Raw genomic sequence first — 14,265 nt, 5'->3', positions numbered from 1 at the left:
AGCTTTTGAAAAATACTATTGCAGAACGCGTTGCCGATTTCTTAAAACGCTATCCGCCGTTTCAATTCCTGGCAGCAGACAGCCTCTTGAAGATCGCTGCGCAAATCGAGGTGCTCTACTTTGAGAAAGACAAGCCCATCTTTAAAGAACACGATACCAACCACGCTATGTTTTACGTGGTTAAAGACGGTGCCGTACGGGTATTTAGAACGGTAGATAACCAACCTAAAATCGTAGATATTTGTGATGAAGGCGACATCTTTGGTCTGCGCCCGCTGATCACAAAAGAAGATTATGAACTCTCTGCTTCTGCTAATGAAGAGTCTATCATTTATGGAATTCCTATAGACCTTTTTCTGCCCATCGCTTTAGAACACAAAGAGGTGAGTAACTTTCTTATCGCCAGCTTTGCCTCTAATGTGAGTGACCCATATTCCCTTGAAGAAAGCGGAAAACTATTCACCGAATATTCTGTAGAACGCAACAGTGAGATCTTTGATCTACAAAAAGCGCGTTACTCGAAAAACATACTGACCTGCACGCCTGATACTACCATAAAAGTAGCCGCAAAAAAGATGAGCCACCGCGATGTAGGTTCCATTGTGGTGACGCACGATGAGAAACCCGTGGGCATCATTACCAACCGTGATCTGCGTGACCGTATCGCTACAGGAGATTTTAATATCTCAGATACGGTGGATAAGATCATGAGCCATCCGGTTAAATGTTTTCAGAAAGACCCTACGGTAGCGCAAGCCCAACTGATTATGCTTAAAAACGAAGTAAATCATTTGTGTATTACCGAAGACGGCACGCCAGACACCAAACTTCTGGGTCTCATCACAGAACATGACATTGTGGTTTCGTTTGCCAACAATCCGGTGGTGTTGTTAAAAGAGGTAAAACTCGCCAAGCGCACCAAACGCCTGCGCGATGTACGGCTTAAAGTTTCGCGCTTGCTTAAAAAGTATTTAGATCAAAACCTGCCGCTGTCGCAAATTCTCAACATTCTCAATGAGATCAATTATGCGATCGCAGTACGTGCGCTGGAACTTTCTCTGTTAAAAATGGAAACTCCTCCGCCATGTAAATTTGCCTGGCTGGCTTTGGGAAGTCAGGGACGCAAAGAGCAACTTCTGTTTACTGATCAGGATAATGCCATTGTGTTTGATAACGTTCCCGAAGAAGAATACGAGGCAACCCAGGCATATTTTATAAAACTAGCTCGAATCACTACTCGTGCGATGCATAAGGTGGGCTATGCCTATTGCCCCGCTGATATGATGGCGAGCAATCCGCGCTGGTGCCAGTCGCTTTCCGAATGGAAAAAACAATACCACACCTGGATCACTGATCCCACCCCTGAAACCCAACTGCTCTCTGCCATCTTTTTTGATTACAGTTATGTTTTTGGCGACACCCAACTGGTAACTAAACTTTCAGACAGTATTCTTGATACTTTAGATACCAACCCAATGTTTTATCGGGTGATGGCTAAAGACGCTATCCGCAGTCCGTCGCCGTTGGGGTTCTTCAGACAGTTTCTGGTAGAAGAAGGTGGCGATCATAAAGACTTTTTTGATATCAAAACCCGTGCATTGATGCCGCTAATAGATGCCGCGCGTGTGTTGAGTCTCAATCATAAATTGCGCAACATCAACAATACCGCCGGTCGCTTTGAGCGCCTTGCCGAATTGGAACAGAACAATAAAGAGATTTATGAAAACTGCTCGTATGCTTTTAAGGCCTTACTGAAATTCAGAACCAAGCAGGGAATTTTACACGACGACTCCGGAAGGTTTATTGAATTGGCAACCTTAAGCAAAGCCGAAAAACTTAAGCTGAAGCGCTGCTTTAAATCCATTCACGACATTCAGGAATTATTAACCCTTCGATACAATCTCAAATAAATATGCGCATTCCGTTTTTCAGCAAAACCCTTGAGCCGCCTGAATTCTACAAAAACTACGCAGCGCAATTTTCAGGAAAAAGCCTTCCGGAATTTGAACAGGCGCGTTTTATTGTTTTTGATACAGAAACCACCGGCACCAATGCCCGCGAAGATCGTATGCTTAGCATTGGCGCCTTAGAGCTTAAGGGAAACACCATTAGCCTCTCCAGCAGTTTTGAACTGTATGTGGAACAAGACGTGTTTAATGAAGAAGCTGTTGCTATTCACGGTATTCTACGTGAAAACCGGAAATACAAAAAGGTAACCGAAGAAGAAGCTGTAAAAGCTTTTTTAGAATTTATAGGCGATGCCATTCTTGTAGGGCATCACGTAGGGTTCGACATTGGCATCATCAATTATGCGCTTAAACGCTTAGGCGCTCCTAAACTGAAGAATAAGTTTACCGATACTGGGGTGTTATACAAACGCACAGTACATTTGGTAAACATCACAGACCCCAATAAAGTATATACGCTAGACGATTTATGTGAAGAGCTGAATATCGCCCGAACAGACCGACATAAAGCGATGGGTGACGCCTATATCACAGCGCTGGCCTTCCTAAAGATCCTTTCTAAATTAAAGACCAACAAAAAGTTTAAACTGAAGCAGATTTTACTCAATTAAAATTCCTTGCATTTTTAGATTGATACGCCAGGCGGTCGACCTCATCAAAATACTTAAACTCTGAAATTTCAGACTCATTGAGCATTTTTTTGATCCTACCGGTATACGGACTACGTTCTTGACTGATCAACTCCTGGAGGTGTGCCTCAAACGTGCTGTAAAGCAATTGCAACAAACGCGTTTTCACCCCGGCATCTTTATAATACTGCATAAACTTTTTACAACAGGACAAAAACAGTTGGGGATGTGTGATCAAACTATCTACAACCGTATTAAAATAGTCTAATACTTCAGGACCATGAAGAGTAGCCACGAAGTGTTTTTCAGCAACTACATCGTTTGCGGGTTTAAACAACCACAATTTTTTTTTGATGAATTGAGAATAATCTTGGGTACTGCTATAGTACACATCAAGTCCCAGACCAGTGCTTATAACAAATACATTATGCCCGATAGCATTGATTAGAAATCGGTTAAATTGACGTTCGGCCTGCGGGTACAGCACCGGCTTACGCTTAAAACCAACATTTCTAAAACGTATGGAGTGTAAGTCTTGTACTACTTTAGGGTGTAGCATGCTTTAATAGATTTTCTATTTGATCTAAACCTTGCATACGTGCATGGTCTTCGGCTTTTAGATCTCTAGAATCTCTTAATTCAGGGTTTGCCCCGCGCTCCAGTAACAATTCAACCAGTTCTTTTTGATTAAACGTAGCTGCATAGATCAATGCGGTCGCTCCATTAAAGTTCTGCACATTGACATCGGCACCTTTATCGATCAGGAGTTTTGCCACTTCGGTATATCCTTTAAAACACACGCCCATTAAGGCGGTATTTCCTGAGGCATCTTTAGCATCAATAGCAGCACCTTTATCAATGATCGTCTCGGCGATTCCTTTGTGTCCATAATAGGTAGCTAACAATAACGGGGTAGATCCGCGCTGGTCTTTTTCGTTGATCAATTCGGGGTGCTCCGTTAATAGCGCTGCTACGGTTTGCTCGTCTTCAGAACGAATGGCATTAAATAGAGATTCTGATTTCATCTAGTTAAAATACTATATTTTTTCAAAAAAAAGCGAGGCAGCTATAATTTAATCCGCCTCGCATATCTTATATATCGTGGTTTATACGTCTTGCGGAAGCACGTTACTGTTAGGATCAACACCGGTTTTCATCGCTTTGATCGCATCTTCCACTCCTTTTCCGTATGCAGGATCTGCCTTGTAAAAATGACCTAATTGACGCTGTACAATAGGTTCTGAAACACCATCTAAAGCAGTAGCAATAGTCACAAACATACGCTCTTTTTCATCTTGTGGCATCAAACGGAATAGATCTCCCGGCTGCTTATACACGCCAAACTCATCATTCTCTTCATAGCGTTTTACATCACCACTAATGCGCATAGGTGGCTCTTCAACCTCCGGTACTTCAACGGCACCACCTTTAGAATTCGGTTCGTAATACGCATCAGGATTTCCAAAATCGTTGGTAAAGAAACGCATCGGTCCATCTTTGTGATAATGATTAACCATCGCATTCTTAGGCGCATTAGCCGGCAATGCCTCATAATGCGTTCCTAAACGGTAACGGTGTGCATCGGCATAGGAGAAGATACGCGCTTGCAACACCTTATCTGGTGAGAACCCAATACCCGGCACAACGTTAGAAGGCGAATACGCAGCATTCTCTATAAATTGAAAGTAATTCTCAGGATTCTCATTCAGCTCCAACTCCCCTACTTCAATAAGCGGGTAGTCATCGTGTGGCCATACTTTAGTAAGATCAAACGGATTGAACGGTAAGTTCTCTGCTTCGGCCTCCGGCATTACCTGAATTTTCAACGTCCATTTAGGATAGTTTCCTTCGTCAATGGCTTTAAACAATTCTTCCTGATATTTTTCACGGGTTTGCCCAATAATATCCGCAGCCTCTTCATTAGTATAGTTCTCTATTCCTTGCTGAGTTTTGAAGTGAAATTTCACCCAAAAACGTTCTCCATCTTTATTCCAAAAACTAAAGGTGTGCGAGCCGTAGCCATTCATGTGCATAGGCGTCTTAGGAATACCACGGTCAGACATTAAGATGGTGACTTGGTGTAAACTTTCGGGAGAAAGCGACCAATAATCCCACATAGCTTCGGGCGAACGCAAGTTGGTTTTAGGATGACGCTTTTGCGTATGAATAAAGTCTGGGAATTTATAACCGTCACGAATAAAGAATACGGGGGTGTTATTCCCTACCATATCCCAGTTTCCTTCTTCGGTATAAAACTTCAGCGAAAACCCGCGCACATCACGCTCGGTATCTGCAGCGCCAGCTTCCCCGGCTACTGTAGAAAAACGCGATAGTATTGGAGTTTGCTTCCCTACTTCAGAAAACAATTTGGCACATGTATATTTTGTGATATCATGGGTAACAGTAAACGTTCCTTGTGCTCCCCAACCTTTGGCGTGCACTGTACGCTCTGGAATGCGCTCACGGTTTTGGTGTGCTAATTTTTCAAACAATTTGTAATCCTGCATTACCACAGGACCGCGATCGCCGGCTGTTTGCGATTTCTGATTATTAGAAACCGGTGCTCCCGCTGAGGTGGTCATTTTCTTTTGCTCTGCCATGATATCTTTATTTTTTTGGTAATTTTCCTACCAAAGGTATTTATTGAGTTTGCCGATTTTGTTAGAAAATGATTAAAAAATAGCATTCAATCATTAGCAAAAGCTATTTAAATTTTATTTACCATAATTTTTAACAATAATATTAACAGTCTGATGAAAAAACACTCCGCGCGCTTGTTTAGTCTCTTTGGTATACTTTTTCTAACCATCAAAACCCTTAGTGCACAAGAATATTATTTTCCCGAATATCAAGCCGAATGGAAAACCGCATCAGCAACCTCCGGTGCGTTTACCGAAGCTTCGCTCCAAGCCGCGGTTGATTTTGCTATGGAACACGAATACACCGGTTCACGCGATCTGCGCCAGGCGATTTTAAAAGGATTTGAGCGGGAGCCGTATCATCACATCGCCGGACCCACAAAAAAGCGCGGCGGACCTGCGGGAATGATTTTAAAGAACGGCTACCTCGTCACCAGTTGGGGCGATACGCAACGGGTAGATATGACGTTTAGCGTCACCAAAAGTTTTCTCTCAACCACTGCCGGTCTTGCGGTAGATGCGGGCATCATAACCAATGTGAATGATCTGGTAGGCGATTATATCTGGGACGGAACCTTTGACGGCGACCACAACAGCCAAGTTACCTGGAAGCACCTGCTTGAACAAAACTCTGACTGGAGCGGCGAACTCTGGGGCGGAAAGGACTGGGCAGACCGCCCACCACGGGATGGCGGCATTGACGCTTGGAAGAATCGCGAACTGCGCACCCCCGGAACGTTTTTTGAATACAACGACGTGCGGGTAAATGTACTCGCCTACGCACTCACCCATACGTGGCGCAAACCGCTTCCGCAGGTATTGAAAGAACAGCTTATGGATCCTATAGGCGCTTCTACCTCATGGCGCTGGTTTGGTTATGACAATGCGTGGAGCACCATAGACGGTCTCCAAATGCAAAGCGTGACCGGCGGCGGACATTCCGGTGGTGGGATGTTTATTAATGCTGAAGATATGGCGCGCTTTGGACTTTTATTCCTTAATAATGGTGTTTGGGACGGTAAACGCTTGCTTTCTGAAGCTTGGGTAAAAGCGGTACAACAACCTTCTACACCGAATCCTAACTACGGCTATATGTGGTGGCTGAATCAGCAAGGTCCACGCCACTGGAAAAACCTGCCCGAGCATTTATACTATGCTGCCGGTTTTGGTGGAAACTTTATCGTCATCGACCAAGAGAACGACCTGGTCATCGTACTCCGCTGGCTAGAGCCCAGTCAGATCGAAGCCTTTTTGGAATTGGTTTATGAAGCTTCATAGACTGGAGATTTTAGATTTTAGACTTGAGACTTGAGATAAAAGAATAAAGACGATATTAAAATACGAAAGTAGAACTACGAAATACGACTTAAACGTCATTTCGATCATCGGGAGAATTTGCATCTGGTGTGTGCTTTGTCAAAAGCCCTTATCCCCAGCCCTTCTCTAGTCGGCAGTCTCAGTTGGCAGTTTGCTGTTTACTGCTTGCTGTTTTAGATGTTGTCGCGCTGCCTATTCATTTCCTATTGACCATCGAACCTCTGTTGCCGCGCTGCCTGTTCCAATGTAAATGGGAAATTGTATCGCGTGTATAAAGTAATCGAAAAGTTTTCCGTTTTCTGTTTGTGGTATTAAATACTCATACCCGAAGGGTTTCCGCTTCTTTTCTTCCTCTGTTGCCGGGCGATTGTATCGCGTGTTCATGCATAATTTAAAAGGTTCCTTTTGTAACTCAATAGTAACGCCCTTCCTTAGAAGGAAGGGTTGGGGATGGATGTTTTCAGAAGAAACCTCAACATCTCTCTAAATCTCCCTTCAAAGGGAGACTTAAGATGATAGACACGAGAAAAAAGACTAATCCCTCAAACCCGAAGGGTTTAGTTTCCTTTTGGTAAGTATAGTAAGCGTATCCCGTTAAAAATTTCTGAAGCCTTGGAAGAAATTTAGGGATGTGCTTGCGGTTTTTGCGATAGCAAAAAATACCTATCCACTTGTGCTATGTAATACTGTTAGTCGAATTAGTAGTGGTAAAGAAAATGAACAGAACATGAATTAAAAAAATAAACTTCAAATTGTCTTTCCTTTCTTTTTTGCATCGCCCAAAAAAGAAACAAAAAAGTCTAGGCTTATTTTTAGATCCTTGAAAACTACGCAAACGCCTTTGCCTGCGGATAGCAAACCGCTGCGCTAAGCTATCCTCCACTGCCCACCGCTGCGGCGCCCGCTTGTTTTACTACAGATCTAAAAAGTAGGCCGGTGCTGACGTTCTAATAGACTTCAGACTTAAGACAATAGAATAAAGACGGTTTAGAATACGAAAGTAGAAATAAGAAATACGCAGAACCTTGTCATCGTTCCCGTACTGCCTATCCCAATGTAAATGGGGAATTGTATCGCGTGTATAACGTAATCGAAAAGTTTTCCGTTTTCTGTTTGTGGTATTAAATACTCATACCCGAAGGGTTTCCGTTTCTTTTTCTTTAGTATAGCGAGAAGGCTCCGTTAAGAATTTCTGAAGCCTTGGAAGAAATTTAGGAGCCTTGTTGCGGTTTTGCCTGAAAAGGCAAAAATACCTAAGAAAAAGGGTCTTTTCTTTTGGTTCGTTTTCTTTGGACAAGCAAAGAAAATGAACAAACACGCTTAATAAATAAAATTACTCGATCCGCTACGATATTCTCCAATGCCTATCTACGTTGTCTTAACTTGTGAATTGACCTATCAAGTAACATAGGGTTTACGTACCCAAAAAAGCTTATCGTACTATCTTGTTTGTGTACTAAAACTATAAAGCGCTCACCGGGTTTAAGCGTTCTGTGTATGTTAAGCTCATAGCCTACTAAAGGTGTCTCTTGGTCTAGGAAGTATTCATAGTTTAACACCCGATTTCTTGGCAATGAAAAACTCAACAGATTACTAAGCACCCTACCTTCTACTTCATAGAATTCCTCAGGTTCAAAATCAGCATATGACAAACCTTTGTCATTGGTAGAAGACCTACAGCCTATCGTTAACACACTAACGAGCAGTAAAAGTGCAATTATGCTTTTCATAAGAAACCTTAATAGGCCACAGTATTGTAATACATCAAGACTATTTAAGCACTTTATACGTGCCACCAGTCACAGACTGGCGGTAGCGGGGCATCGGTTGTTCGCAACTTGGCTTTACCTCCAATCTCTATTAAATAGTTTATTTGATTCAGTAAGTTCAATTATTTTGTTTTCTTTTAATATTTTTTTTGATTCAGAACTATACTTGTTTATACCATCAAGAGCTATAAATATTTGCTTATCAAATTTGGTATATTGTTCGATAATTTTATCCACTGCAAAATCTTCTATATTCTTAAAAAGCACAGAGTCATGAATTATAAATGGAAGTTCTGTAAGTTTTAAAATTGACAAATCAAATTCTATCAAATCAGCAAATGATTTTCCTGTTCCAGTGTTTGAAGAATGGTCAAAAGAATAAGAATTTCTAGTTATTTTAATACTTGGGATTTTTTTCTTTTCTGTATGAATTTCTTTATTTATTCTGACTAACTCTGTATTTATCTTTTCTTCTATTTCTTTTAATATACCAACTATTGTTTCTTCTAATTTGTCAGTTAAACTCTTTATATCTGTTACTACTTCCTCTTTTTCTTTATAGAATTTATTGATATTAGAAAGTTTGTTAGATTCTACAGTTAGGTCATATATTTTATCTACTATATACTTCGGACTTTTTACATTTTGTAACAAACCATCTATCTTAATATCAATAGCTTTTATTTCTTCTTCGAAATATTGATTTTCTTCTTCAAGTAGTTTTTTTGTAGCTCCTAATTCTCTTGCAAGTATTGAACTTATTTTACTGTGAAAAGTCTCTATTTCCTCTATTTTCTCTTCATTCGGATTTTCAAAAAATTCTGATAATCTTGTAAAGTATTTACTTTTGGTTTTCTTTTTTCCTAAACTCAAATTTAGGCGTGTTATCTTATTAAGAACAAGTGCTTGAGAATCCAGTAATCTTTTTTTCTTAGTCTTTAAATCAATTAACTCTTTATTTGTTAATTCTTCTATATTTAATGTGAATTTGAGAAGGTTATTTTGAATGGTTTCAATTTCATTCTGTATTCGCTCAATCTCTAGTTGGTTTTGTTCAAATTGTCTTTTTGTTATTTTTTGAATGTATTTTTTCTTATGCAAACCGTTCAGCACTTTTTTCGACTCTTGCTGTTGCTTAATTTTATTTTTTGTTTCAGATATTGAATCAAATAAGTTGAAAAGTTTTATCAAATTATCAATTGCTTCAGACTCCTTATTTTGTACATGATTGTGAATTGGTTTATCAACGTTGTAATTTCCTTTTTTCCATATTCTCGAGTATGGATTAACCATGCTTCTGAAAGAAGACGAGTTTTTAATATCGTACAATCCTTTTAATTCTTCAGTAAAAGCTCTTGCACTTATGTTTGAAATTTGATTATAATTATCGTCGCAAACCGCAATAAACATGGGGTTTTCTGTGTTTCTGCAATAATAATGTGATTGATTTTTAATTATAAACTTGAAGTCAAAAGAATGATTTCCTAATTCTTTAACCGCACCAGAATTATTTTCTATGTAACTGTTTCCACCAAATACAAAGTCGATAATCATTAACAGCGTAGATTTACCAATTGAATTTGTTGAATAATCATCTCCCAATACAGAGTTAAGGCCTTTATCAAATACCAAAGGTGTTTTTATAAATTCTTTACAGTTAATTTCTTTTAACATACTTTACTGTTTCGTTATAAAAGTCAACTTCTATCATATCAAGCACATATAGAACATCCATAGAATAAATGAACTCATCCGCATTTTTAAATTTATTCTTTGTTCTACTGAAAAGTTCATGTATATCCACTTCATAATCACTTGCATTTTCAAGGATACTAATCATTTTGAAAATAATTGACTCTTCAAATGTTATATGTTTATTTGGATAAATCATTCAAATACTTCGCAGTTTTGTATAAAATATGATATTATTATTTCAGATGCTTCATTTGAGTGCTGATTAGTTTGTTTACTTAACCAATTAACCATACCATCAAAAATGTCTTTTTGATTTATCTCTTTGTTCAATTTTGCTAAAGTCAAATAATGAGTTCGTATTTGTGATGAGATTGTCTCAGTAGTCAAAGGTTCAATTTTGTCTAATTCTGAAAACTTTTTGTTTATTTTAGAATAATAGTCTTGAACGTTTCTGTGAATATTTCTTTTAGTTAAGAAAGTGATTGATTCATCTGTTTTGTTGTCAATCGTTTTTGGATTGTAATTAAGAATATCTTTTGCATCAACTTTAAAATCTTTTCCCGATAGCAAGTCAATAATGTCGTATATTTCTTTTTCGACTTTAGTGTTGTTCCAAATCTCTTTCTCTTTATTTCTAATAATTAACTTTTTCTTTATATCAACTAAATTTCTATACTCTTCAACAGTTCTTGGTTTATCAAATTTGGTGTGACAATCAACACAAAGACAAATTAAATTATTAAGGCTATTAGGGTCAGAATCTAATTTTTCTTCATTTATTAGAAGTTCAAGTTCAGGCTTAGTTGGATTTAAAGGATAGATATGAGCAATCTCAAATCTCTTGTATTTCCTTTTACTCTTTTCATAAATAAGCTGGTTCGGGCAAGTAGGACAAACTCCGTTGACTTCTGCAAATAATAGCAGTTTTGGATTCTCTGTTATGTTTATTCTTTTTTCTTTCATTTAGAGTTCGTTGCTTTCTCCTTGTTGTTATTGATATATTCACTAAAAATGCAAATGACCACCAAGATTTTCTTCGAGACAATAAACTATTAAAATTCCCATAAATCTACCCCAAAATCCCCACACCTCTTTACGCAATTCCATAATTATCAATAATTAAACGCCTAAAACCTACAATTAGGGGGTATTTCCCCGCGGGGATGCTTCGGGCTTTATCCATTGTTTAACCATAGTTTCTCCATTGTTTGTCCATTAAACCCCAGTATTTATGGGCAAACAATGGAGAATTAATGGACAATCTATGCTTAATCTCCCTATTGAACCCGTTTAAAGCCCGTGCCGCAGGTGTCAAAAAGCTGTTAAACCCAAAGGCCTTGTGTGGCATCCTTGTTACCTTTAAACCAAACAACATATTATGAGCACGACCCTTGAAGCCTGGTTAGAAAAAGATACCTTCACCTCTAATGTTAGTCGCGGTTTGATCTCCGGCGTATTGGGCGGTCTTGCCGGTACTTTGGTCAAAACAGCGATCGAGAAAGTGCTTCCGGTACGTAAGCCCAACACCCGCTCGGCACAGATCAAAATGGTAGATGACCTCTCTATGAAACTTACCGGTGAGCGCATTAGCGAAAGCAACCACGAGCTGGCAGAGCAGTTGGTGAATGTGCCTTTTGGTGCCAGTTTAGGTGCTACCTACGGCTACGCTAAACGCGATAAGTTAGACACCAATATTTTTGACGGTGCAGCCTATGGCGCAACGACGTGGATTGGCACGCACGAGACCTCGTTACCTTTGTTAGGGCTTAAAGACAATCCGACCGAGATCCCGGCGAAAATTCAGGTGAATGAACTCTTGGCACATTTGGCTTTTGGGATCACTACCGAGTTGGTACGCGGTTATGTGGCCAAAAAACTACGCGAGTAGATCTTCGAGCAACATCTAAGATCTAGTTGAAGATATAGTTATAGCTTGAGGCTATTGCTAGCGCATTTGATTTGGATCATCGAGTAAATCACGCAATTTGGGTAAAAAGTGTCACCTTTACCTTGCAGAAGCGTCGCCTTCTGCTCCTAATATTTAATAGTGAATTTCAGGCAGTACCATACCCAAACCACCCGCTTTTTTAACAGTACAGATTTTGCTAAAGCACTGCTCATCACCTTTGGCGTGGTGGCTCCTATGCTTACCGGGTATCTTCTGGGAGCGCTCAATATTGGGTTGGCATTAGGCACAGGCGTTTTGCTATCATCGCCCAGCACGGTTACCGGCAGCCTTAAAAACAAACGCATTGGCATCTTGCTTTCGGCACTTTTAGGCGGAGTGATCAGCTTAATTGGTGCGTATATTCCGCCTACGCTTTGGGTACAATTGCCCTATCTGGGCATCACTGTTTTTGCGCTTTCGATGCTTTCGGTGTATGGATTTCGTGCTTCGCTTATCGGCTTTGCGGGCTTGTTTGCCGTAGTGCTCAGTTTTGCCAATCTTTCGGCATCCGGTCTCCTGCCTTATGAACGCAGCAGCCTTATTGTTTTAGGCGGAATTTGGTATTTAGCATTGACCTTGCTCTACGACCTGCTGGCACCTAAAAAACAGATCGAAGAACTTTTTGAAACCGCACTCAACCTGAGTGCGTCTTATATTGAGGCACGGGGCGAATTCCTAAAACAGGCGACCGACCGAGACAGCGGCCTGCAACGCTTGTTTGTGATTCAAAGTGAGTTTAACGAGCATCTCGAAAAACTGCGCGAGATCTTGTTACAAGCGCGGCATGCTTCGGGTACTTCAAGCTATTACCGCAAGCGTTTTCTGGTGCTTACCGAATTGGTTGATCTTTCTGAACTCTCGTTGACGAGTCCTATCCCACCACAGCAAATGCATGAGGTGCTTAAAAAGTATCCCGAGCAACTTGAGGCGTTCATTCAGCTGAATAGAGCGCAAAGCGAAAGCTTAAAACGTATTGTTACTACCAACTTGCAAAAGCACGACCTCAACCTCAACTCCCTAGAGCAACGCCTTAAAAATGCTAAAAGTGTTCTACTACTGCTGAAGCAACAACCGGTGACTACAGACTATATCGTATTGCACAACTTATACGAATTGCAAGAAAAGCAGGCGCAGCGCATTTTTGGTATCGCAGATTTGTTAGACCGAAGAAAAAACATCAAAGACACCAATACCGACTCGCCCAAGGAGCTGGAAGGTTTTATCACCAAACAAGATTACAGTTTTCAGCTTTTGCTCGAAAACCTCAACCGTGACTCCCCGATCTTCAGGCACGCACTGCGTATTGCCGTGACCGCGATCGCCGGGATCACCTTAGGGAATTTATTTTCGGTGCAAAACCCGTATTGGATCTTGCTGACCATTGTGGTGATTATGCGCCCGGGTTATGGCCTTACCAAACAACGCTCTAAACAACGTATTCTGGGAACCTTACTGGGTGCCGTGGTAGCGGCAGGCATTGTTTATTTTTTTGAAAATGACAAAATGCTTTTTCGGGTGTTGGCGATCCTCAGCTTTGTGGGTGCGCAAGCCTCGCTACAAAAAAACTACCGTACCGGTGCCTTGTTCATTACGCTGAGTATCATTTTTGCTTATGCGCTGCTGCGCCCGGATGTTTTGGCGGTGATTCAGTTTCGCGTGATCGATACTGCCGTAGGAGCAGCCTTAGCCGCTTTGGCGAATGCCTTTTTATGGCCTACTCGGGAAGCCAAAACGCTTAAACAAAATCTCGCCGATAGTCTGCGGGCACACCGAAATTACCTTGCCGCCATTGAGCAGCATTACGATACTAAAGAAGAGCTGGCGCTTGCCTATAAACTGGCACGTAAAAAAGCCTTTATCGCCACCGCCGGACTCAACAGCGGGGTGCAACGCCTGCTGCAAGAGCCTAAAAGCAAAGGCAAGCTCACCGGAAAACTCTATGAACTGGCGGTACTTAACCACGCATTTCTGGGAGCGTTAGCTTCGATAGGTGCTTATTTACGTACGCACAACGTCACCCGCCGCAGTGAGGCCTTTCATAAGGTTACCGCACCGGTTTTTAAGAATATCGATCACGCTTTGTTGTTGCTGGAAGCACAAAATACGCAAGCAGATTGGGAAGAAGAAGACCTTATTCCCTTTGAAACACAACTAACGCAAGAGCCTGATGAAGCGCTCCTGGAAACCCATATTTTAAGCGAACAGCTCGCATCGCTCAAACGCCTGAGCGAACAGGTTAATAAGCAGTTGAAAAATTTACATACGTAATTCAAGAAATCCTAACTTTAGCTAAAACCCAAA

General features: G+C 40.8%; 13 protein-coding genes. 5 read left to right on the top strand and 8 right to left on the bottom strand.

Annotated features, from left to right (window positions below; genetic code table 11):
* Nucleotides 1-5: 5 nt before the first annotated feature.
* Together BUA96_RS10745 and BUA96_RS10740 are read left to right on the top strand one after the other, a co-directional pair.
* Nucleotides 6-1,910, top strand: coding sequence for a DUF294 nucleotidyltransferase-like domain-containing protein (locus BUA96_RS10745; RefSeq protein WP_072983003.1), 1,905 nt, complete (start codon nt 6-8; stop codon nt 1,908-1,910).
* Nucleotides 1,911-1,912: 2 nt separating this feature from the next.
* Nucleotides 1,913-2,578, top strand: a complete 666-nt coding sequence (locus BUA96_RS10740; protein ID WP_072983001.1) for a 3'-5' exonuclease — start codon at nt 1,913-1,915, stop codon at nt 2,576-2,578.
* Here the strand turns inward: BUA96_RS10740 and BUA96_RS10735 are convergent.
* The 3 genes from BUA96_RS10735 to BUA96_RS10725 all read right to left on the bottom strand — a co-directional run bounded on the left by BUA96_RS10735 (nt 2,571) and on the right by BUA96_RS10725 (nt 5,196).
* Entirely contained in the window at nt 2,571-3,155 is a 585-nt protein-coding gene (locus BUA96_RS10735; protein ID WP_072982999.1) for a hypothetical protein, read from the bottom strand. The two genes, BUA96_RS10740 and BUA96_RS10735, sit on opposite strands and share 8 nt — an antisense overlap.
* Entirely contained in the window at nt 3,142-3,621 is a 480-nt protein-coding gene (locus BUA96_RS10730; protein ID WP_072982998.1) for an ankyrin repeat domain-containing protein, read from the bottom strand. The genes BUA96_RS10735 and BUA96_RS10730 overlap by 14 nt, the downstream gene beginning before the upstream one ends.
* An 81-nt stretch (nt 3,622-3,702) precedes the next feature.
* Nucleotides 3,703-5,196, bottom strand: coding sequence for a catalase (locus BUA96_RS10725; protein WP_072982996.1), 1,494 nt, complete (start codon nt 5,194-5,196; stop codon nt 3,703-3,705).
* A gap of 153 nt (nt 5,197-5,349) precedes the next feature.
* Here BUA96_RS10725 and BUA96_RS10720 point away from each other — a divergent pair, with 153 nt between their 5' ends.
* Entirely contained in the window at nt 5,350-6,513 is a 1,164-nt protein-coding gene (locus BUA96_RS10720) for a serine hydrolase domain-containing protein (RefSeq protein ID WP_072982994.1), read from the top strand.
* A gap of 231 nt (nt 6,514-6,744) precedes the next feature.
* Here the strand turns inward: BUA96_RS10720 and BUA96_RS10715 are convergent, their stop codons facing one another.
* From BUA96_RS10715 to BUA96_RS10695, 5 genes are all read right to left on the bottom strand, one after another.
* Entirely contained in the window at nt 6,745-6,936 is a 192-nt protein-coding gene (locus tag BUA96_RS10715) for a hypothetical protein (protein WP_072982992.1), read from the bottom strand.
* A 980-nt stretch (nt 6,937-7,916) separates the two neighbouring features.
* Nucleotides 7,917-8,282: a hypothetical protein gene (locus tag BUA96_RS10710; RefSeq protein ID WP_072982990.1), complete on the bottom strand. Its 366-nt coding sequence runs from the start codon at nt 8,280-8,282 to the stop codon at nt 7,917-7,919.
* A 114-nt stretch (nt 8,283-8,396) separates the two neighbouring features.
* The gene (locus BUA96_RS10705) at nt 8,397-9,995 is read right to left on the bottom strand and encodes a DUF2326 domain-containing protein (RefSeq protein WP_072982988.1); all 1,599 of its coding nucleotides are present in this window, start codon (nt 9,993-9,995) and stop codon (nt 8,397-8,399) included.
* Nucleotides 9,979-10,212, bottom strand: coding sequence for an ABC-three component system middle component 7 (locus tag BUA96_RS17485; protein WP_072982986.1), 234 nt, complete (start codon nt 10,210-10,212; stop codon nt 9,979-9,981). The genes BUA96_RS10705 and BUA96_RS17485 overlap by 17 nt, the downstream gene beginning before the upstream one ends.
* Nucleotides 10,209-10,979: an ABC-three component system protein gene (locus BUA96_RS10695; RefSeq protein WP_072982984.1), complete on the bottom strand. Its 771-nt coding sequence runs from the start codon at nt 10,977-10,979 to the stop codon at nt 10,209-10,211. The genes BUA96_RS17485 and BUA96_RS10695 overlap by 4 nt, the downstream gene beginning before the upstream one ends.
* A 415-nt stretch (nt 10,980-11,394) precedes the next feature.
* On the opposite strand from BUA96_RS10695, the gene BUA96_RS10690 reads away from it, so the two are divergent.
* Nucleotides 11,395-11,904, top strand: a complete 510-nt coding sequence (locus BUA96_RS10690; RefSeq protein WP_072982982.1) for a DUF1440 domain-containing protein — start codon at nt 11,395-11,397, stop codon at nt 11,902-11,904.
* A gap of 159 nt (nt 11,905-12,063) precedes the next feature.
* Nucleotides 12,064-14,232, top strand: coding sequence for an FUSC family protein (locus BUA96_RS10685; protein WP_084673131.1), 2,169 nt, complete (start codon nt 12,064-12,066; stop codon nt 14,230-14,232).
* Nucleotides 14,233-14,265: the final 33 nt, after the last annotated feature.

Origin of the sequence: Leeuwenhoekiella palythoae, assembly GCF_900130045.1 — a bacterium.
Classification (GTDB): Bacteria; Bacteroidota; Bacteroidia; order Flavobacteriales; family Flavobacteriaceae; genus Leeuwenhoekiella; species Leeuwenhoekiella palythoae.
The sequence above is the reverse complement of the archived record's forward strand: the minus strand, read 5'-3'. Positions and strand labels throughout refer to the sequence as shown.